Annotated in this window: 14 protein-coding genes and 1 tRNA gene; 2 read left to right on the forward strand and 13 right to left on the reverse strand. The window is 55.3% G+C overall.

What is annotated here, in order from left to right; genetic code table 11:
• Window positions 1-25 precede the first annotated feature (25 nt).
• Together KK925_RS04785 and KK925_RS04790 are read right to left on the reverse strand one after the other, a co-directional pair.
• Window positions 26-1,345: a nicotinate phosphoribosyltransferase gene (locus tag KK925_RS04785; RefSeq protein ID WP_174581994.1), complete on the reverse strand. Its 1,320-nt coding sequence runs from the start codon at window positions 1,343-1,345 to the stop codon at window positions 26-28.
• A gap of 12 nt (window positions 1,346-1,357) precedes the next feature.
• The gene (locus tag KK925_RS04790; RefSeq protein ID WP_174581995.1) at window positions 1,358-1,951 is read right to left on the reverse strand and encodes a nicotinamidase; all 594 of its coding nucleotides are present in this window, start codon (window positions 1,949-1,951) and stop codon (window positions 1,358-1,360) included.
• 30 nt (window positions 1,952-1,981) lie between these two features.
• Here KK925_RS04790 and KK925_RS04795 point away from each other — a divergent pair, with 30 nt between their 5' ends.
• Window positions 1,982-2,179 carry a hypothetical protein gene (locus KK925_RS04795; RefSeq protein WP_174581996.1) on the forward strand — a complete coding sequence of 66 codons (198 nt, stop codon included), beginning with the start codon at window positions 1,982-1,984 and terminating at the stop codon, window positions 2,177-2,179.
• A gap of 622 nt (window positions 2,180-2,801) precedes the next feature.
• Here KK925_RS04795 and KK925_RS04800 read toward each other — a convergent pair.
• Window positions 2,802-2,942, reverse strand: coding sequence for a hypothetical protein (locus KK925_RS04800; RefSeq protein WP_174581997.1), 141 nt, complete (start codon window positions 2,940-2,942; stop codon window positions 2,802-2,804).
• A 764-nt stretch (window positions 2,943-3,706) separates the two neighbouring features.
• On the opposite strand from KK925_RS04800, the gene htpX reads away from it, so the two are divergent.
• Complete coding sequence (htpX, locus tag KK925_RS04805) at window positions 3,707-4,612, forward strand: protease HtpX (RefSeq protein WP_174582019.1); 906 nt, start codon at window positions 3,707-3,709, stop codon at window positions 4,610-4,612.
• Window positions 4,613-4,671: 59 nt separating this feature from the next.
• Here htpX and gpmA read toward each other — a convergent pair whose 3' ends face one another.
• The 10 genes from gpmA to KK925_RS04855 all read right to left on the reverse strand — a co-directional run bounded on the left by gpmA (window position 4,672) and on the right by KK925_RS04855 (window position 20,950).
• Window positions 4,672-5,418 carry a 2,3-diphosphoglycerate-dependent phosphoglycerate mutase gene (gpmA, locus tag KK925_RS04810; protein ID WP_174581998.1) on the reverse strand — a complete coding sequence of 249 codons (747 nt, stop codon included), beginning with the start codon at window positions 5,416-5,418 and terminating at the stop codon, window positions 4,672-4,674.
• A 457-nt stretch (window positions 5,419-5,875) separates the two neighbouring features.
• Complete coding sequence (locus KK925_RS04815) at window positions 5,876-7,342, reverse strand: carbohydrate porin (protein WP_174581999.1); 1,467 nt, start codon at window positions 7,340-7,342, stop codon at window positions 5,876-5,878.
• Window positions 7,343-7,997: 655 nt separating this feature from the next.
• Window positions 7,998-8,071 (reverse strand) — tRNA-Cys (locus tag KK925_RS04820).
• Window positions 8,072-8,123: 52 nt separating this feature from the next.
• Window positions 8,124-8,747: a tetratricopeptide repeat protein gene (locus KK925_RS04825; RefSeq protein WP_174582000.1), complete on the reverse strand. Its 624-nt coding sequence runs from the start codon at window positions 8,745-8,747 to the stop codon at window positions 8,124-8,126.
• Between the two features lie 121 nt (window positions 8,748-8,868).
• Window positions 8,869-9,555 carry a 6-phosphogluconolactonase gene (pgl, locus tag KK925_RS04830; protein ID WP_174582001.1) on the reverse strand — a complete coding sequence of 229 codons (687 nt, stop codon included), beginning with the start codon at window positions 9,553-9,555 and terminating at the stop codon, window positions 8,869-8,871.
• 50 nt (window positions 9,556-9,605) lie between these two features.
• On the reverse strand, window positions 9,606-11,099 hold the full coding sequence (gnd, locus tag KK925_RS04835; RefSeq protein WP_174582002.1) for a decarboxylating NADP(+)-dependent phosphogluconate dehydrogenase: 1,494 nt from the start codon (window positions 11,097-11,099) through the stop codon (window positions 9,606-9,608).
• A 389-nt stretch (window positions 11,100-11,488) separates the two neighbouring features.
• Entirely contained in the window at window positions 11,489-12,703 is a 1,215-nt protein-coding gene (locus KK925_RS04840) for a metallophosphoesterase (RefSeq protein ID WP_174582003.1), read from the reverse strand.
• Between the two features lie 51 nt (window positions 12,704-12,754).
• Entirely contained in the window at window positions 12,755-16,003 is a 3,249-nt protein-coding gene (gene carB, locus KK925_RS04845; protein WP_174582004.1) for a carbamoyl-phosphate synthase large subunit, read from the reverse strand.
• A 250-nt stretch (window positions 16,004-16,253) separates the two neighbouring features.
• On the reverse strand, window positions 16,254-18,860 hold the full coding sequence (gene valS / locus KK925_RS04850; RefSeq protein WP_174582005.1) for a valine--tRNA ligase: 2,607 nt from the start codon (window positions 18,858-18,860) through the stop codon (window positions 16,254-16,256).
• 275 nt (window positions 18,861-19,135) lie between these two features.
• Window positions 19,136-20,950 (reverse strand): multicopper oxidase domain-containing protein, encoded by a 1,815-nt coding sequence (locus KK925_RS04855; protein WP_174582006.1) that lies wholly within the window; start codon window positions 20,948-20,950, stop codon window positions 19,136-19,138.
• Window positions 20,951-21,164: the final 214 nt, after the last annotated feature.

Genomic DNA, 21,164 nt, shown 5'->3' on the forward strand with positions numbered 1-21,164 from the left:
TGAGACGAACCGACCTTTGGGAAAGCTACAGATGGGTCTGGAGAGAAGCAAGTCCAGGGGATATTTCGACCCGGTAGGGAATGGGAGAGCTCGTTAGCTCTCGCAACCCCTCTGGCAGGCGATCCAATTGCTCAAGCACGTTGCGCCGGATTTCGTCAAGCGGCCGAGCCGCATAAAGTCGCTTTCCATCCTTCATCACCGGTCGCAGAAGGGGTTCTCCCTCTACCCTTTCTCCTGCCAGGGCCAAGATGTCCTTGGAAGCCACTCCATCCCGCCCCCACACCCGATACACCTGTTTTCGCCCTGCCCAAGTTTCTTTCCCCTCCGACCGTTTCCGCCGGGGTTTTCCCTCGTATTCCTGAAGCTTGTAGGCGCAGTCCAAGTAAGGCGCATCGCTGGAAGTATCCATCGCCGTTCCCACACCAAAGCCGTCAATGGGCGCACTCTGGGCAACCAGCTCCCCCACTCGATGTTCGTCGAGGTTACCACTGGCAAAGATCTCGACGTGGTGAAAACCGGCTGAATCGAGAATTTCCCGGACCCTGCGGGCGTGTTCTCCCAGGTTCCCGCTGTCCAGTCGGACACCCCGGATCCGGATGCCTTCCCGAGTAAGAAGGGGTCCGATTTTGGCCAGACTCTGCGCAGCCTTTTCCGTGTCGTAGGTGTCCAAGAGAAAAACAACTTCCGACCGGTTGGCCCGAGCAAAAGCCATAAAGGCATCCTCTTCCCGATCGTGGGCCAAGATAAAGGAATGGGCCATCGTCCCGGAAATGGGGATCCCGTAAAGACGTCCCGCCAAGACGTTGGAAGTCGCATCAAATCCGGCGGCATAACTGGCACGAGCGGCCAGAAGCGCGGCTTCTCCCCCGTGCGCTCGCCGCAAGCCAAACTCCACAAGCCGTTTCTCTTTAGCAACCAGGCGACACCGGACCGCCTTGGAAGCTACCAGGATTTGGTAATGAAGGAGATTGATCAACCGCGATTCAATGAGCTGAGCCTGCGGTAACGGAGCAACCACCTGCACCACCGGTTCCTGGGCAAAGAAGGGTGTTCCCTCGTCCATCGCGTACACGTCCCCTTGGAAACGGAAACCCCGTAAATACTCGAGCGTTTCGGAGGAAAATCGCCCTGTTTTCTCTAACCATTCCAATCCCTCTTGTTCAAAATGGATCTCCTGGAGAAAGTCCAAGACGGTCTCAAGCCCCACTGCTAAAAGAAAATTCCGGTTCGGCGGAAGATTACGACAAAAAAACTCAAAGACCGCCGTTCCTACCAACCCCGATTGAAGATAGGCCTGGACCATGAGCAGCTCGTAAAGGTCCGTTAAAAAGCCACTCTGGATCATCGTGCGTCTTCTCTAACCTTCTCTAGTCGCTTTGTCCTTGCCGGGCCAAAGGGAAGCTCCTCGGGCCTGCATTTGCTTCAAAGCCTTCTCTCCGTCCCCAGGATGCGCGTCCAGCGAACGCACCGCATCGGTTAGGACCACAACCTCGAACCCTCGCTCTAACCCATCCAAAACCGTCCGTGCCACGCAATATTCCGTAGCCAACCCTCCTACGAAAAGACGCCGGACCCCCAGGGCTCGAAGCTCCTCCTCCAGAGATGTTCCTTCAAAACCCGAGTATGCCTCGCAATCCTTCCGGGTCGCTTTGGAAATGATGCAAACGGACTCGGGCAAACGAAGACTCTCCGGGAACCTGGCCCCTTCGGTTCCCGCTACGCAATGGGATGGCCATGGACCTCCCTCCTCCTTAAAGGAACAATGGTTCGGTGGGTGCCAATCTCGCGTAGCAATGACTGGCAGGCCCTTGCGATGAAAAAGTTCTATATACCGGTTAAGAACCGGTATAATCGCGTCTCCTCCCGGAACAGCAAGACGACCTCCGGGCAGAAAATCCTTCTGCACGTCAACAACGACCAATGCATCGCCTGGACCGATCGTCTCCTCCATTGGTATAGAATCAATGTAATAAACTTCTCCATGGCTAAAAGCCAGGAGGTTCCAGGGAATAACGATCTCGTTCTCCGCAGCGGCTCTTCGCTTGTGGTAGAGCCTACCGGCCTGGCTTGGAACGACAAGGGCTACCAGGGGACGGCGCCTTTCCCGTTTTTCCCCTCGATCGGCAACTGGCTCTCTCAGGGGTTCTTAACGTGCGTTGGGAACAACCCCTTAGACTAACACCATTTTTTAACCCGGACGCCGCCTGTCGCAAAAGCGCTTTCCCAGCCGACCAAACCCTTGAACAGGCCAAAGAAAAAAAATTTTTCTAGAAAAAATGTCGCCAGAACCCTGCTTGGAGAGATCCCGTTCTACCTCCCTGGGTACGGCCCGTCGCCGAAGACGCGCGACCCCTTGCAAGAGGATCTTCTTCGGATACTCTCCGGCCTGAGGCTAGAACTGGATTCGTCGGGTCTTCCAGGGATCGATCGCTACAAGTCTCCCACCAGCACTGTTCGCTTCGCGACCGATCCTCTCCACCCACACCTCCGGCAGACGTACCTTCACGCTCCGTAGGCCATTTCTCCTGAAATCTTTTCTAGCCCAGTTTCTTCTCCTCGATCGCCTCTCCGTCCTGGACGATCCCCTTTCGTAGGATTCCCGTCGTGCCAGGTCTTCCGTGCGGAAGCTAGCCCGCCCATGGGCTAGGCCCAGATCCTGCACCCAGCGCTGGTAGCCTTCAGGCGGACCCAGAGCTTTGAGACGAAGCTTTTGCCCGACACGCGGGTCATCATCTTCGGGACAGGAACAAGCACAAGATCTCTCCATGCGTTGCACGATCCGCCGCGTGTTTTTTTCTGGATTACGTGACGTCCAAAGAGAGCCCTTTTTGGCTTGCGTCAGTGTCCCAGGGCAACGCCGTTACCAATAGACCTACCGCACACCCAATGACAACGTCGTCTGCGGGTGCTTTCGCCTCAGCGGTAAGCGTTTTCTCCATCAATGTGCGGTATCACAGAGGTTTGTCTCCGATCGTCTGACCCACGATCCGCTCGTCCTGGGTCATGAGTCTTAAGCCTGCTCGATGTTTACCGCAGGCTTATTCTTAGGATAGTTGTAAGGAACTAAGATAGATCCACTGCCACCAAGGGCCAAAGTGGGACTTTCGAGAGCCAGACCACAGGGGATTTTCCCGTCAGCCGGATGGAATCGGTTCGTCCGCTGGCACTTGGGTCGATCCTGAATGTCGAAAGCACGGCCTCGAAGAGATCCAAAGGCTACAAGATTTCTTTTCCAACTGTTGGGCTAGTTGGAGAAGGTTGCCGATCAAACGAGCGTCCCGAGAAACTTCCACAACTTGGTGGAACCACCGGAAAAAAACAAAACGGGTTCCAAGTGTTGCAAAAGACTAAATCGCGTCTTATTGCGAGTGGACTTCCCACTTTGTTTGCCCGCCGATCGTACTGGGCTTTTTGCAAGCGCGCTCCTACCCCGTAGACTCTCACATCCAGGCTAGCTGGTGCCGCTGCCTCATCCCAAGCTGCGCTAGGCATCTGGCAACCAGCACGGGCGCGCCTTGGAAGGGGAGCCTCATCCTCAGACACCTATGCGCGCGGGAAACTCGGGCGAGGAAAGACGATCAGGGGCTTGCGCGGCGCTTTTTGGCCGGTCCCGATTACCCACAGCCATTGGCTTCCCGGCCGCGTCGTTTCCTGCAAGAGGCTCGTTGCGGAAAATCGTAAGTTCGTTACATTAGCTCCAGCTATGATCAAGCGACTCTTTTTACTAGGGCTTACCAACCTTGCCGTCATAGTTCTTTTGACCCTTGTGGTTAGCCTTCTGGGGCTGGATCAGAGGCTTGGCTTTGATCCGAAGTCCCTCATGGTCTTCGCGCTGGTTCTGGGATTTTCTGGAAGTCTTTTCTCGCTCTTCATCTCCAAGTGGATGGCCAAGATGGCCTACCAGATCCGGGTGATTGAAGAACCCAGAAACGCGAGCGAGCGGTGGCTCGTTGAAACGGTGCGGGAACAAGCCCGTCGAGCAGGCATAGGCATGCCGGAGGTGGGTGTTTACGAAAGCCCTGAAGTCAACGCCTTTGCCACCGGCGCCTCAAGAAACCATGCGCTTGTGGCCGTTAGCACTGGCCTTCTGGAGCAGCTAAGTCCCCGGGAGGCTGAAGGGGTACTGGCGCACGAGATCACCCACATTAGCAATGGAGACATGGTGACCATGGCTCTACTCCAAGGAGTGCTTAACACCTTTGTCATCTTTGTCTCCTGGGTAATTGGATTTCTCTTTGATCGGCTGCTTACTCGCCGGGATGATCGGGAAGATTGGGGTTTTGGTGGAATTGGTCTGGGCTTTTATGTGGGGCGCTTTCTTTCGGAAATGTGCCTGGGACTTCTTGCTACCCTGATCGTCATGTGGTACTCCCGCCAGAGAGAATTCCGGGCCGATGCCGGGAGCGCTCGGATTTGGGGGAAAGACGCGATTCTCTCGGCGCTGCGGCATCTCAAGGCCATTATGGAGCATGAACCCATTCTCGATAACCGTGCGCCTTCGCTATCGGCTTTCAAGATCAACGGGCACAGCGGCGGCGGTCTCGTGGCGTTGCTCGCGAGCCATCCACCGTTAGAGGAACGGATTGCAGCTCTGGAACGCCTCCAGATCTAGAAACAGCCTCTCGGAATGCTCGGAGGGGGGAAAAGGACCGACTTTGCGTCCCTGGTGCACTAGGTTTTGCTTCCTTGGGCCGCTATTTTTTCAATGGCTTTTTGAATTTCCCAAGGATCGCCCAGATACCTCCCAGGACCCTTTGGCACACCGTCCGTTCCGAGTGAGTATACCAAGGGAAAGCCGGTCGGAATATTCAACTCGACAACTTCCTTAGGAGATAACTGTTCCAAATGCATGACCAGGGCACGGAGACTATTCCCGTGCGCAGAAACAACCACCGTGTGGTAGCGGTGCAATGCTGGAAGGATCTCCTTATCCCAATAAGGTAGAACACGCAGGAGCGTATCTCGCAGGCTCTCTGCCCTAGGAAGAAGCTCCGGCGGAACTTCCCGGTAGCGGGGATCCCATTGCGGATGCCGTGGATCCTCTAGCTCCAAGGGTGGAGGTGCCGACTCGAAGGATCTCCGCCACTTCCGGAATTGTTCCTCTCCATAGCTAGCAAGCACCTCGGCTTTTTTCAGGCCCTGGAGGGACCCATAATGTCTTTCATTCAAACGCCACGAAAGAAATACGGGAACCCACATCCGGTCCGTACGGTCCAGCACAATCCAGAGAGTTCGTATCGCCCGCTTTAATACGGAGCTAAAGGCCACTTCGGGGTAAAAACCTGCCTGCCGGAGAAGCTCCCCGGCTCGCTCGGCCTCCCTGTACCCTTCAGGCGATAGATCTACGTCGGTCCATCCGGTAAAACGTCCCTCTTGATTCCACAGGCTTTCCCCGTGACGCAAAAGAACCAGGATCACCTCTCTGGAACCTCCTTTTCCTTAGAAAACCCTCGCCAGGTCTCCTCTTCAACGTGAAGCACCTTGCATTCCGCCGGAAAACCACGTTCGCCCTAAGGAGGGACTAGCGTCTGCCTCTAGCGGCTCATCAAACTCTCCTTGTGGTTCTGCGTTCCTCGAACCCCAAAAGAATCTCTGGCACAATCCCAGCATCCGAAGCAACACTCTTGAGGCCCACTCCTCCATGGTTTTTTCTGCACTCTTTCCTTGGAATCCAAAACCTCCCTCATAGATTTTCTTTTGGGCGGACCAAAGGTTGGTCAAGTTCCCAAACATCCGGAGACCCCTTCGAGTTCTCCTCTTTTTTTCGAACAACAACCTTGCGCCACGCCAACCTAGCATCAAACCAAGCGGTACGCCCGAACCAAAGACGCCTCTTTCTTAGAACCACGGAGGAGTGAAGAGGCGCAAGCCCAAATCAATACTCGAAATGGAGACGCAGGGCAACAAGATGCACCGGTCCACGGTCCTGGTTGTAGCCAGGGTTGGCGATTCCCTGGTAATCCACCGCAAGCTTGAGAGGCCCTGCAATATGCGCTTGATAATAAATCTCGCCACCCCCTTCCGGCCCGTGGGTAAGCGCGCCATCTCCGATCATAAATGTCAGTCCACCAAGGGCTAAGTATTCGGCGTGAATCGACGAAAGGTCATCGACAAACCCTCCGATCCCCATGGTGTCCTGGGGTCTCCCCCAAGCGGAACCGTTGAGTGAGATCCCTCCGGCTAGGCTGCGATCTGCATCCGTAAACTGCATCACCTCAGTATCCCCCGTTCTCCAACCCAGACGCAAAAAAACCCCTAGCCAGTCCGTACACTCTTGATCGAAACTAAGCGCTACACCGTACTCGTAACGGTAGGCACGCGTGAGGACGAGATCAGGCGTTGTTCCAGTAGCCACCGCCTCAGCAATAGCCTCTGCGTACTTTCCTGCGTACGATCGTTCGACCCAGCCCAGGATTCGACAGGCTCCAGGATGCCCTGCCAGCTTCCAATCCCATTCCCATTCCACAGGAACTTGCCATGCACGAAAGATACTCCAATTCATGGCTAGCCCATTCGGTACTAAGGGAGTAATGAGATCCCCCACCCGGAATGCCCAAGTGCTATTGCGGATTTCCATAACGATCCCGTAGGTCGAACCAATTGAGTCGGCCGCATAATCGTAGGCTAGGGTGTTGACCAACGCCCAGTTCATGAACTGGTTGCGAGGATCATTCGCATAGCGATTTTGATCAAAAAAATATCCGGCCCAAAACCTTCCGACCGCAAACGTCACATTGGGTTGGGGAAGAGTTCCTCCGAGCTGCAAAAGACTGGGTGGAATTCGGGCTCTCGGATCTCCCAGAGGAATCACCTGCTGAAAGAAAACATTGGGGAACCAGATGTACCCTGGGCTTGACCCCACCTTATAGGCTTCCCCGCTGGGAAATGCGGCAACCCCCAGGGTAGTATTCACCCCAAACCCTTGGTAATATTCCACATCGGCGTAGAACGCCGCTCCTTCCCACAGCCGCACCCCCGCCAAAAGATCCAGATCCAAGGTTTCGCGGATTTGCCCGCCAGTCGACAAACTATTCGTCCGGGGGAAGGTATAAGCCGCTGGAAAGGGAGGATAACCCTGTGAAAGGAATGTCCCCTGGGTATGGAGGGCCCACGTTTGCGTTTTCTCCCCTTCTCCCTTCTGCGGAGGGTCTTCGCTGGGTCTTTCTTGAAGCAGGCTTGGGGAAGAAAGCGCTGAGCTCCAACCAGGCATTGAGACAGCTTCTGGCAAGCCGGTTTCTTCGTTGAAAACCCAATCGTCTTGCCCCCAAAGAGAAAACCGAGCCATGGGACAACAAAAAAGAAAAACCAAAACGATTCCCCCGTACGGTTTCATCCTATCCATAAGACATTCGCTCTCTCTAGATCCAAGGATAGCTCGCTTTACCTCCGTTGGGTTACCACGCCAGAAGCCCTGTTCGTGAGCTGGCACATCCGCCCGGAAAACCCCGAGAACCCGAGAAAGTCGTGGTTGGTTGCTTTTTCTCGCGCCCGATTCGCTCCCTGCAGGTTTTCGTGCAACAACCCTCGGTTGCTCATGGACCGGCGCCAAAGCATTTCTCTTTCTGGAGATTCCCTTTCAGGAAGGAAGATTGTGGCGCCATGAGTTTGCTATATCAATCATTGTTTTAACTGACAAATCAATAGGCCTTCCCCTCCCGTATTCTCTCCCTCGGGGAAAACAATCTCTTTTGCTCGATGTTCGTCCCGGAAGTACCTCGGACTGCCGATCCCAAAGGACGAGGTGGATAGACGCAAACGAGGTTAGTCCCGACTAGAGGGTCTTGGAAAACACAGGAAAAAATGCCTCACGACCGGATAACTTCCTGGTCCCGTTGGGTTTCTCTTCTTCCTCGCAACACCTGCCGCGTTCTTTTTTCCTGTCACCCACTTGCCCCGCGGCGCGACGAGCCCCAGAAAAGGAAGCATGGGTAGGTTTTTGGAAAAGCCATCCGGTCCAAAGAAGTCCTTCGGGTCTTTTCACGCCAAAAAATCCTGGGAGGCGGGGGTCGGATTCGAACCGACGAATAGGGGTTTTGCAGACCCCGGCCTTAGACCACTTGGCTACCCCGCCGGGCGTTTTGGACCCAGAAACACCTTCGCTTCCGTGTCAGAAAAGTACGCGCCTAGTCAGCCCCTGCAAATGCCAATTGAAAGTCTTCCAGATACCGTGCAAATTGGCTTTCTCCATAAAACACTCGCGCTTCCTCCAGCCAGTGCCGTACCTCCTCCGTTTTTCCCTCCCGTTTCGCTCGGGCTGCTTTGGCAAAGTAATAAGCTGGCTCCGTGGGATCAAAAGCATCCAATTTTGATCCGATTCGATCCACCCTCCCGCTGTTGCCCAATAAAAGCTCGCAATAGTAAACTTTAAGGAGAATAGCCGGGTCATCCCCTGCTCTCCGTAGGTATTCCTCATAGTGCAGGCGAGCCCGTTCCAGAGATCGCTTCCCCAAATAGGCGTCTCCGAGAAATCGATGGGTCATGGCAGAATCAGGATTTTCCTTAAGCGCCTTCTCTAGCCACTGCCGAGCTTCCTCATAGTTTTTGCTAGCCAGAGCCACTCTCCCGCACAACCCAAGCACGTACGCATCGGAAGGCCAGAGCTTTTTTGCCTTTTCCGCGTTCTCCTTGGCCAACTCTAGATCTTTGCGCCCAAGGGCAACCAAGATCGTCCGAATAAGATCCTCTCTCTCCGAGGCCTCGCGCGCGGGGTTGTGAGGGCTGCTGATGGGGGAATTCTTGGAAAACATGGGGCTTCCCCTTAAAAGAAGGAGGGACACAGGCGCTGCGAATATGACCGCCCAGAACCAACGACGATTTACTCCCAACATTCCTGCGCCCGTCCTCCCATGCCCTTTCTTTTGTATTCGGTTAGGTCCAGCACCATTGAACAAAGGTTCTGTTCGATAGCAAGCGACTCACCGGAAGCAAAGGATCCCCCGCAGCCAATCGATCCAGTGTTTTCCTTTTTCCTTGTCCCCGGACAAGAAGCCACAGGCAGCGTGCATGAACTAAAACGGGTAACGTAACCGTGACCCGAAGGAGACCGTCGGGAGCTCTTCTCGCGACCCCTGTGTACTGGCGTACCTCTTCGAGCAAGGGATCTCCGGGAAAAAGAGAGGCCACATGCCCATCGACACCCATGCCTAAAAGGACCTGATCGAAAACTGGTGGCTCCCCTGCTAGCCCCACAAGCTCTGCGGCGTAGCGCTGGCTAGCTTCTATCGGATCGCAAGCCAAGTGCCAGGAATGAAACATGGATAAAAAACGCTTCTCTTGCCCGAGCGTTCGCCGAACCACTCTCTCATTGCTGCGCTCATCCGAAAGGTCCACCCAACGCTCGTCCCCAAGCCACCAGTGAATGTTTTCCCACGGGAGGTCGGGGCAGCCTACCAGTCTCTCATAAAGTGGGACCGGCGTCTGTCCTCCCGCAAGAAGGACCAGGCAACGGCCTTGCAGCCGTACCACCTCTCGAACCCGAAAGGCAAACTCCTGCCCCAAACCTTCAACCCAAGCTTCCAGGCCCGGATAGAGCCTCCAATGGATGCAACTGCCCATTTGCCGTCTACATCTTGTTCCTTGGGCGTTCGAGAGGTCGCTGCCTTCCTTTAACGTGAGCGATTTCGCATCTTCTCTTTCGCTTTCCTGGCTTCCGTAGCCCAGTCGGTGTGAAAGATTTCTTGCGGAGCCAGGTCCTGCCGCGCATACCCGTGAGCTCCAAAATAATCTCGTTGGGCCGCAATAACGTTTGCAGGAAGCTTGCTCGAACGGTATCCGTCGTAAAAGGCGAGGACACTCGAAAGCCCTGGCACCGGCACACCCAGCCGGATGGATGTGGCCACGGCCTCCCTCAAACCTTCCTCATGTCGGCCCAGTTCGCGACGGAAATACTCGTCCAAAAGAAGACTTTCCAAAGCAGGATTGCGAAGAAACGCGCTCCGAACCCGCTCCATCACGGCGCTGCGGATAATGCATCCCGCCCTCCACACTTGAGCTACCTTTGCGCAGTCCAGCTCCCATCCGTACCGCCTGGAAGCTTCGATCAGGAGCCGGAACCCCTGCGCGTGGGCCACAATCCGTCCCACGTAGAGAGCCTTTTCCCAATGAACAATCCCTGCCTCCAGGCACCCCACCTCAAGAATCCCTTGCGGCCCCAGTAAGACTCGGGAAGCTCTCATCCGCTCTTCCTTCCACTGGGACAAATCGCGGGCAAAGCAAGCTTCCGCCACCACCGGCAACGGAACACCCAGCTCCAACGCCGCTTCCACTGCCCATCGCCCAGTTCCCTTTTGAGGAACGACATCCAAAATTCGATGCACCAGCGGTGTCCCATCGGCTGCCTGTACGGTCATAATGTCCCGGGTGATCTCAATGAGATAAGACTCCAAATCCCCCCGGTTCCATTCCTCCAAAATCTCGCCCACTTCGCGAGGGCCGATTCCACAGCCAACCACAAAGAAGTGGTAGGCCTCTGCAATACACTCCATATCGGCATACTCAATCGCATTATGCACCATTTTGACAAAGTGCCCGGCACCACGGCTACCCATCCATTCGCAGCAAGGAAGACCGTCGGCTGCCTTTGCGCTTATCGCCTGCAACATCGGTTGGATTTCGGGCCACGCTTCTTTCCTGCCTCCAGGCATAAGGGAAGGCCCAGAACGAGCGCCAGCCTCCCCCCCGGAAACCCCCATCCCCACAAAAAGAATTCCCCGGGACGCAACTTCTTCGAGACGACGCTCCGTATCTTTATAGTGGGAATTCCCCCCGTCGATAAGGATATCACCCGGCTCCAACACAGGTAAGACGTCTTTGATCACCTCATCCACGGCGGGTCCGGCTTGAACCATCAGAAGGATCTTCCTTGGCCTTTTGAGGAGCGTGGCAAGTTCTGCCGGCTTGCGAGCCGAGCACAGCCGTTTGTCCGGACCCACCTTGGCCAAAAACTCCTCCGTTCGGGACCAGGTCCGATTGTAAACCGCAACCGAATATCCGTGCTCTTCAAAATTCAGCGCTAGATTCTGCCCCATGACGCCAAGCCCAACCAGGCCCACGTCACACGACGAATCCTGGCAACGGGACTGAGAGGATCGCTTTTTCATTCGTACACAACTCCTTTTCCTTCAAGGGTACATGCACCTATCAGTTTCATAAAGCGGCTCCGACCAATGGAGAACTCTATCGCTCAAGAAAACAGACGCTCCGAACAAGGGGAAGTCATGGTTTTTTTACTAGAACATGCGTTCCCTTAACCTTCTTATATAGGGCGGACCATCTACCCAAGGACGCTCCAATCGACGATCCCTGCCCAACCGGGGAGAGAACAGACAAAAAATGCCGGAAGCTGACCCAAAGGCGTCCCGTTGTTCCCACAGCGACCGGTCTAACCCCTGGTTTCTCTGGGCTCTCCGATAAAGCCTCCGCCTTTTTCTTAGCAAGAGCGTGCACCAAAACCCAAAAACAAGGGCCCGCGGGACCTCCAAACGGGATCTTACAAGGGAAGCAAACCTGGATCTTCCTCGTAGCCTTTGCTTGCGGGTTGGGTTTCCCGGATGCTCTCCGGAACCAATTCCATGATCACGATCTCCGGAGGACTCCCTAGCCGCACGGGCGGCCCCCAGCTCCCCGCACCACTGGTCACATACAGATGCGTATCTCCTACCTTTCGATACCCATAGGCGACCGGAAACATCCGCCGAACGATCCAATTGAAGGGCCAGAACTGGCCGTTGTGCGTGTGACCGCAAACTACAAGATCTACCCCGCACTGGACGGCCTCCTCTAGCGCCAGCGGCCTGTGGTCCATAACAATGACAGGAAACGCCGGATCGAGCCCTGCCAGAATTTCTCCAAGAGGCTGTCGGGATTTGCCACCGGGAAATCGCTCCCCGGCAAAGTCCTCTCTCCCAACAAGGACAAGCCCAGCGTCCAAAAGAGTCGCTTCCTCCCGCAACACACGAATGCCGCATCGGGCAAGGAATTGGACTGCGCCGTCAATCCCAACAAAAAACTCGTGGTTACCGGGACACGCAAACACCCCCCAACGGGCTTGAAGCTTTCGGAACACTTCTCCAAAACCCTCCTCCTCGAGTCTTCGGGGAGGAGCATCCAGGAGGTCTCCCGGCAAAAGGACAATGTCTGGGGCCAGCTCCTGGATTGCCTCCACAATTCGTTGGAGCTGTTTGGGGCTCACAAGGCCGCCCGCGTGAAGATCTGACGCCACGACCAGCCGGACCCCGACGGCTGGCCCGTTCCCCCTGGATAGCTCGAGCCGAAGCCTTCGAACCTGGGGCTTTTCCCCGATCCGATAACCAAAAAACAGAAGCCCTACCAGAGCGCTGGCAAAGGAAAAAACCCCAGGCAACCCCTGCAAGGCCTTGACAAGCCATGGAGCACCCCTTGCCGTCCTGGCCAACCAGCCGATCCCTTCCCAGGCGCTCAAAAGAAGAGATCCGTAAAGAACCCCTGGCAGCCAAAACGATCCTAGCTTGGAAACTTTACTGCCCAACCTCCAAGCCCCACGCCGCCGCAACCAAAGCCCCAAGGGATACACCCACGGCAGGCAGGCAACCAGGCACGCAAGAAAAACGGCAATAACCCCAAAGGAATGGAGATGGCACCAAAGCCGCCAGGCTATGTAATAGCTTGATCCAAAGTAAAAAACCCAAAGAGTAGCCACCCATAGCCGGACCTGGTTCCTCCTCATAGGCCTCTCATGGGCCGGCGGCATCGGAGCAAGGACGGCCGCTGCCACTGGCTACGTTAACCGCTTGTGTTGGTCACCCATGCACGACCGATCCCTTAGCAAAGCATGATACTCTTGGAGCGAGCAAACCTCCAACGGACGCTTCTTTTGCCGTTCCATGGCAAGGACACTGGCCTTGGCAGCTGCCATCGTTGTAATCACGGGGATTCGCCGCAGAACCGCCGTCGTTCGAATACGGACTTCGTCCCGCCGCGCGACGCTGCCCGCTGGCGTGTTGATGACTAGCGAAATTTCCCCATTTTTCATCATGTCCAAAACGTTGGGTCTCCCCTCTGAAAGCTTAAACAACGTGGTGCAAGGAACCCCGTTTGACCGTAGTGCATGACTGGTCCCCTCCGTGGCGTACAATTGGAAACCGAGCTCCACAAGCCTCCGACCGACTTCCACGGCAATGGGTTTGTCGGAATCCCGCACACTAAGAAAGACCTTCCCTTCTTTCGGAAGCGGAGGGGATGCTGCCAGTTGCGTCTTGGCGTAGGCCATTCCCAGATCCCTATCCATACCCATCACCTCACCCGTCGACTTCATCTCGGGTCCCAAGAGAATATCCACCCCCGGAAAACGAAAGAAGGGAAAGACGGCCTCCTTCACGGCATAATAGGGAGGCGAGATTTCTTTCGTAAAGCCCACCTCCGCAAGGCTTTTCCCCATAATCACCTGGGTAGCAATCTTGGCTAACGGAACACCGATCGCTTTGCTTACAAAGGGCACGGTTCGAGAGGCGCGGGGATTTACCTCCAGCACGTAGAGGTCATTTCCCTTGACGGCAAACTGAATGTTGATCAGTCCCCGAACCTCTAGCGCTCGGGCAATAAGTCGCGTCGCTTCTCGAATCTCTCGCTGAATGGACTCCGAAAGGGTAGGAGCTGGAATAATGCACGCACTGTCTCCAGAGTGAACGCCCGCATACTCAATATGTTCCATGATCGCTCCCACAACCACATTTTGCCCATCACTTACGCAATCCACGTCTACCTCGACGGCATCTTCCAAAAAGCGGTCAACCAGGACCGGATACTGCGGCGAAACCTCCACCGCATGACGCACATAGGAACGGAGTTCCTCTTCCCCATACACGATCTTGATCGCCCGGCCCCCCAAAACAAAGGAAGGGCGGACCAGGACAGGATAGCCGATCTTGCGCGCCCCGATGACCGCTTCCTCTTCATTGGTCGCTGTGATGCTGGGCGGTTGCTTGAGACCGAGATCGGCAATGAGCTCGGAACACAGTTTGCGGTCTTCCGCCCTCCGGATCGATTCCACGGACGTTCCTAAAACCGGAACCCCGTAAGCCGCAAGGGCCTGTGCGAAATTTAAGGGCGTCTGGCCGCCAAATTGAACGATCACTCCGTGAGGCGCCTCACGCTGGTAGATTTCAAGCACATCCTCAAGTGTAATCGGCTCAAAGTATAGTCGATCCGATGTGTCATAATCCGTCGAAACGGTCTCAGGGTTGGAGTTGACCATGATGGTTAGCCAGCCCATTTCCCGGAGGGCAAACGCCGCATGAACACAGCAATAATCAAACTCGATTCCCTGTCCAATCCGGTTGGGTCCGGAACCTAGTATCATGACCTTCCGGCTCGACCCAGGACGAACCTCATCTTCGGTCCGATCATAGCTTGAGTAGTAGTACGGGGTGACCGCATCAAACTCCGCAGCGCACGTGTCCACAAGACGGTATGCGGGCCGGATCCCAAAGCTGCTACGCAGCTGGCGAACCTCTTGTTCGGATGTATTCCATAGCCGCGCGATCCGCCGATCCGAAAAGCCCATTTTTTTAGCCCGATCGAGCCAATCGAAGTCCCCTGGATGGGATTGGAGTTGGCTCTCTGCCTCCACAATCTCCCGAATCTGTTCCAAAAACCACGGATCCCATTTAGAAAGATCGGCGATTTCCGTGACCGTCATAGACCCGCGAAAAGCTGCAGCAATGTAATGGATCCGGTCCGGTCCAGGGGTTAGCAGTTGCCACCGGATTTCCTCCCGGGAGAACTGCCGGTCGAGCCATCCAAGGCCGTCCATGCCCGTCTCCAAGGCACGAATCGCTTTCTGAAGCGCCTCCTTAAAATTCCTACCAATGCCCATTACCTCCCCCACGCTCTTCATCGAGGTGGTTAGCACTCTTTCGGCCTCGGGAAACTTTTCAAATGTAAAACGCGGCAACTTGACCACGACGTAATCAATCGTGGGCTCAAAACTTGCCGGGGTGTAGCGCGTAATATCGTTCGGAAGCTCGTCAAGCGTGTAACCGACCGCCAGCTTGGCCGCGATTTTTGCAATGGGAAAACCTGTTGCCTTGGAAGCAAGCGCAGAGGAACGGGAAACTCTAGGATTCATTTCGATCACGACCATGCGCCCGGTTTGAGGATGAACGGCAAACTGAATATTGGACCCACCGGTCTCCACCCCCACTTCGCGGATCACGGCAAAGGCAGCTTCCCGCATGTTCTGGTACTCTTTATCACTCAATGTCTGCGCGGGTGCGACCGTAATACTGTCCCCGGTATGAATCCCCATGGGATCCACGTTCTCGATCGAGCAAACAAGGACGCAATGATCCCTGCGATCTCTCATCACCTCCATCTCAAACTCTTTCCACCCCAGAAGCGATTCCTCGATCAAAACCTCTCGAACCGGAGAAGCCTCCAACGCCTGTTGCACCATCTGGTCGAATTCCTCTCGATTATAGGCAATCCCCCCACCCGTCCCCCCGAGCGTAAAAGCAGGACGTAAAACGAGTGGAAAACGCCCGATGCGCATCGCGACCTCTCGGGCCTCCTCCATCGACCGTGCTGTTCCCGAAACAGGCACATCCAGCCCGATCTTGACCATTGCCTCCTTAAACAACTGGCGATCCTCCGCTTTTCGAATCGCTTCGATACTCGCCCCAATTAAACGTACACCGTAACGTTCCAAGACCCCCGCTTCATGGAGCGCAACCGCAGTGTTGAGCGCCGTTTGCCCGCCCAGGGTGGGAAGAAGCGCATCGGGTCGCTCCTTGGCAATAATGAGTTCGACCACTTCGGGAGCGATAGGTTCCAAGTAGGTTTGATCGGAAAACTCCGGGTCCGTCATGATGGTAGCAGGGTTGCTATTGACGAGAATCACCCGCAATCCCTCCTCCTTAAGGGCCTTACATGCCTGTACTCCGGAATAGTCAAATTCGCATGCTTGCCCGATCACAATCGGCCCGCTCCCGATGACAAGCACACTTTGAAGATCTTTTCTTTTGGGCATAGCGATTGGCCTCTCTACAACTCAACTACTCCACGGCGAACGCCTGGGGGTTGCACCACCCCAATCGATGGAAAAGGTGTTTTTTTCTTTAACAAACGGTTTTATACGACAAAAACGCCGAACCCAAAAACGCTTCCGGGGATATTCGCAGGTGTCAAGAAAACCCTCTGGGCCCCTATTTTCTTCCCATCGGGTCTTCGTGCCGCCCCCGCTCCCACTCCCTGGCCGCCCTTGGGTTGCAAAGCCGGTTTCAACCCCGGTCGGCCGGCTCCGCGAGATGAACGACCCACTGCGGCTCGACTAAGTCGGGCACAATCTCCACAGAGATACGCTCTGCTACGGCTGCAAATTGGATATCCTTTACTGCCTCCTGCACCGGGTCCGGAAGAGGTTTGGGTAGGCGAACCACGAGGTCCCTCACGGGCCACTTCACCGAGCGCTTGGCCAATGCTTTCGACTTTCGAACCTCGCTTAGCCCTTGGAGAGCAAACTCATAGGAACCGGCCTCGCATGGATAGGGAAAACCTTCTAGTTCTTCTACCGTTGGCCACGGGCTGGTATGAATGGAGCGACGCCTTCCGTGGCTTTCCGCGTAACGATAGCTCCAAAGTTCCTCACACAAATGGGGCAAGAAAGGAGCAAAGAGGCGTAGCAAGATGGAGAAGCACGTATCCAAAACCCGGAGCGCGCTTCCTCGCCCAGCCGTCCACTCTCGACTATAGACCCGTTCCTTAATGATCTCTAGATAGTTATCGCAGAAATCCCACCAGAAGAAATTTTCGACTGCCGAGAGTGCCCGCGACCAGTCATACTGTTCAAACGCTTGCTCTGCTTCTTTCAGTACCGCTCGAAGTTTGTCCAGAAAACCTCGATCCAGCTCTCGGCACACTTCCGCCGTGTGGAGCTTGTCCCTGGGAACCTCCGACAAAATCGAAAATACAAAACGCCCCGCATTCCATAGCTTCGTCATGAGCCGCCGACCAACCCGGAACATCGACTCGTCGTAGGTGGTGTCGACACCGGCTTTGGCTCGGCCTGCCCAGTATCGCACGGCGTCCGCGGAATATTGTTCTAATAAAAAAGAGGGGACAATCACCTGCCCCTTACTCTTACTCATTTTAGCCCGGGTAGGATCCAGGACCCAACCACTAATAAGCACGTGATGCCAGGGACGCGTTCGCTGGTGCATCCAGACTAAAGCAATCGTGTAGAAGGCCCAGGTCCGGATAATTTCATGAGCCTGAGGGCGGAGGTCCATCGGGAAAATCTGTCCATGAAGAGACCCCTCTAGATCCCATCCAGAACAGAGTAACGGAGTGAGGCCACTGGTTGCCCAGGTATCCAAAACATCCGTTTCGGGAGCAAACCCATTTGGCGTTCCCCGCTGCTCCGGACGAAAACCGGGCGGGACGTCCGAAGCAGGATCGACCGGAAGCTCTTCCTTCCGGGGTAGCAAAAGCTGGTCATAGATCGGGTTGCCTTTCTCATCACAACGGTACCAGACGGGAAAGGGCACTCCAAAGTAGCGCTGGCGGCTAATGCACCAGTCCTGGCTTAACCCTTCCACCCAAGCGCGGTAGCGTTCGAGCATGTGCGGGGGATGCCATTGGATGGTTTCCGCCACGCGCAAAAGCTCCTCCTTTTTGTCCAAAAGACGAATGAACCATTGTTTGGCCGGCAAGATCTCCAGGGGTCGATCCCCTTTTTCATAGAATTTGACCGCGTGCACCAGAGGCACAGGTTCCCCGACGAGGCTTCCTTCCTCGGCCAAAAGCTGAACGATTTGATGTCGCGCCCGCTCAACATCGAGCCCGGCCAGCTTCTGCATGATCCGGTTAGCCTTGTCCGGATCCCGAGAGGGCCACCCGGAAGCACCTCCAAAATGAACCAACTGCACCGTCCCTTCGGGCGAAAGAAGCTGCCGCAAAGGCAAGCGATACTCCCGCCACCACTCAACATCGGTCGCATCACCAAAGGTGCACACCATAACAATTCCGGTCCCTTTTTCAGGCTGAACTCGCCGGTCCGCAAGAACGGGTACGGGTGCGGCAAAAAGGGGGGTGAGAGCAACCTGACCGACAAGGTGACCATGACGCGGATCGTCGGGATGAACCATTACAGCCACACAAGCCGCTAGAAGTTCCGGCCGAGTCGTTGCTACGACAAAGAATCGGTCATCCGTCAGACCGAATCGCAGGTGATACATGAAACCAGGGCACTCCCTTTCCTCGATCTCTGCCTGTGCCACCGCCGTGCCAAACGTGACATCCCAAAAAACCGGAAAAGTGGCCTGGTACACTTCACCTTTTTCCAGAAGTCGAAGCACGCTAAGCTGGCTAATCCGGCGAGCTTTTTCTCCAATTGTCGAGTATTCCAAGCTCCAATCCACGCTTAGGCCCAACCTTTGCCAGAGCTCCTTGTAGCCCTGCTCATCCATCCGCGTCAAAATATGGCAAGCCTCGATAAAGTTCTTGCGGCTTACCTTTCTCCACGGGCCTGATTCTTGAGGTTCCAACACCAGATTCGGCTCATAGGGAACGGAAGGATCACAACGAATGCGGAAATGATTTTGCACGCGTCGTTCCGTCGGAAGCCCGTTATCATCCCATCCCATGGGATAAAAGACATTGCGGCCCCGCATTCGCTGATACCTGGCCACCAGATCCTGGTGCGTGTAGCTAAAAACGTGTCCCACATGCAGCGAACCGCTAACGGTGGGAGGCGGGGTATCAATCACAAAATTTTCGCTTCGAGGACGAGTGGGATCGAACCGGTAGACTCCCCACTCCTCCCACCGCTGCCTCCACTTTGCTTCGCAACCCGCAGCGTCATATTGAGAGGGGATCACTAAATCCATGATGCTCCTCTTTTAGGCTCTTCCAGCCCCTTTCCTCCAGACCAACGACCCGGGACGCGAATCTAGCGCAGCGCGCTTGTACCCTTTTGGATCCACGCCCAAAAGTGTATCGCCACTAGCCTCTCGGCGCAAAACCAAGCCTAGAAGGTGACGCTGGAGGTGGTCAAGGAGCCTTGCTGGAAGATCGAGCTTGAAAGAGAGCTTGCAACGAAAAGCTTCTCTTAACCAGATGCGCTCACTCAAAATAACCCCAGGTTTTCCTGTGAACCAGCTGTTTACCTTCCACCAGGCCCTCGTTTCCCTCTCTCTCCCATCAAGCTTCCACTGGCACGATATTCCCGAAACACGTCTTTCTTTTCCAAGACCACCTGGACGAAGCTCACAAGACCCCCCATGAACGGATCCTGCATCCCGCGGTGCGACTGAGGATTCGGAAAAACCTTCGGGTTGGTCATATGATCCAAAATATGGCAGTGGAACATCCAGCGGCCTGGATTATTCGCGACAAAGGCTAAGTCAGCTGTTTGCCCGGGTCCTAACAAAACCGTGTTGGCCAGAAATGGTTGGGGCAGAGGAGAACCATCCAAAGCAACAACACGAAACGTGTAGCCGTGAAGATGCATCACGTGATTTTCCCGGGCGCTGGCGTTAACGAGGCGCATCCGAACCTTAGCCCCCAGGGGAACACAAACGGCTGGAGCATCCGGAAAAGCCTTCCCGTTTAAGGTAAAGAGGTTCTCTTCCTCACTACCTCCCACCTTGAAAGAGCCAATTTCATACAAAAACTCCTCTTCCCAACCCGCTGGATCGACTGTTGACGGATCTACCACCAGAACCCCGTGTAACCCCTGATCCATTTGGAACTCATCATGGAAATGGGTGTGATAGAGATGCGTTCCGACCATGGAAGGGGTTACGGTAAACCGATAGGTGTACACCTCCCCGGGCCGGACCGGTTCCTGGCTGATTCCAGGAACCCCATCCTCGCTTTCGGGAAGAGGAAGGCCGTGCAAGTGGAGGGTCGTCGGTTCCGGCAGCTCATTTTTTAACTGGATTTCTACCTTTTCCCCCACGCGCAGCCGCAAAAGAGGTCCAGGAACCTGTCGATTATACCCCCACGCTTCCACCACCAGCCCAGGTGCAACCTTCCAGGGAAAAACACCGGCCACTAGCTCGTACCGCCGGGTCCCATCCGGAAGTACTTGCGGAACCATGCCCCTTCCCTCCGTCACCTCCCAGACACGTTGACATTGCCGCTTTTCTTCCGAAGGAGAAAGGGAAGGGCCGGAATGAACAACCACGCGTTGCCCCTCTGTCGCTTCATAGCGATCCCCCATCGCGGTACGGCAAATCCAATGGGTGCTCCATGCCATCACAAAACCTGCCACCAGCGCCCCCATCACCAGAAGCTGCTGGGGTTCACGCCGCACACCCGCCAGGAGCTCCTTTTCGACGTAAAAGATGGTGCCACCAGCCATTGCCAGGGTCAGGATCGAAAAAAGCTGCGATTGCCACACCGAACCTACAAGCGTCCCCAAAAAGGTTGGCCCCCCTGCAATCGCCGCTAAAATGGCTAGCGTTCGCCAGGATAAAAGCTGCCCCCGAGCAATCGCCGGTCCAACGATCCCAAAACCTTCCGTTCCATTGTGAAGAGCAAACCCAACGGCCAAACTGAGCGATAGATCGGCCATCCCCTGGGCGTACGCCTGCCCAATCGCCAAGCCCTCCGTTAGGTTATGAAGACCGATCCCAATGGCCACTAGATAGACAAGCCCCGGATAGGAACTTGCGAAAAAAAGCCACTTCTCCAGGCACACTAACCCGAGGAACCCCAGCCCAAAACCCCCACAAAAAAAGAAAAAAGCCGCCGCTCCCTCCCACGACCCTTTCCTGGCTTGTGCAACTCGCCAGGCTTCTTCAGCCGACTCCGAGAGAACTTCCACCAAAAGAAAGGCCAAGATGCCCACAGCCGCCATGCTCAAGGCTGCCTTAAGAGAACGGTTCAAAACCGGAACTCGTCCTACCGGCATGCCCACAACAATGGTTGCCCCAGCTACAAACCCAAGGAGAAGGAGACTAGAAAAGCCCAACCGTGACCTCCTCTTTCAGGATTGTCATCCTCACCCACTGGGAAAAGAACTTGGGTTAGTTGAGACTCCTTCTCAAGAATTTTCTTCGGAAAGCGTACCCAAAAGGACTAAAACCAGCAAGGCCGCCGCATCCAGGCGTACACAAAGCACGGATGCGGCGATCCAAAAGAAGCGATATCCAAGGTCTCCAAAACCATCTAATATCCCTTGTGGG

The sequence above is a fragment of the Candidatus Methylacidithermus pantelleriae genome, from assembly GCF_905250085.1.
Taxonomy (GTDB): domain Bacteria; phylum Verrucomicrobiota; class Verrucomicrobiia; order Methylacidiphilales; family Methylacidiphilaceae; genus Methylacidithermus; species Methylacidithermus pantelleriae.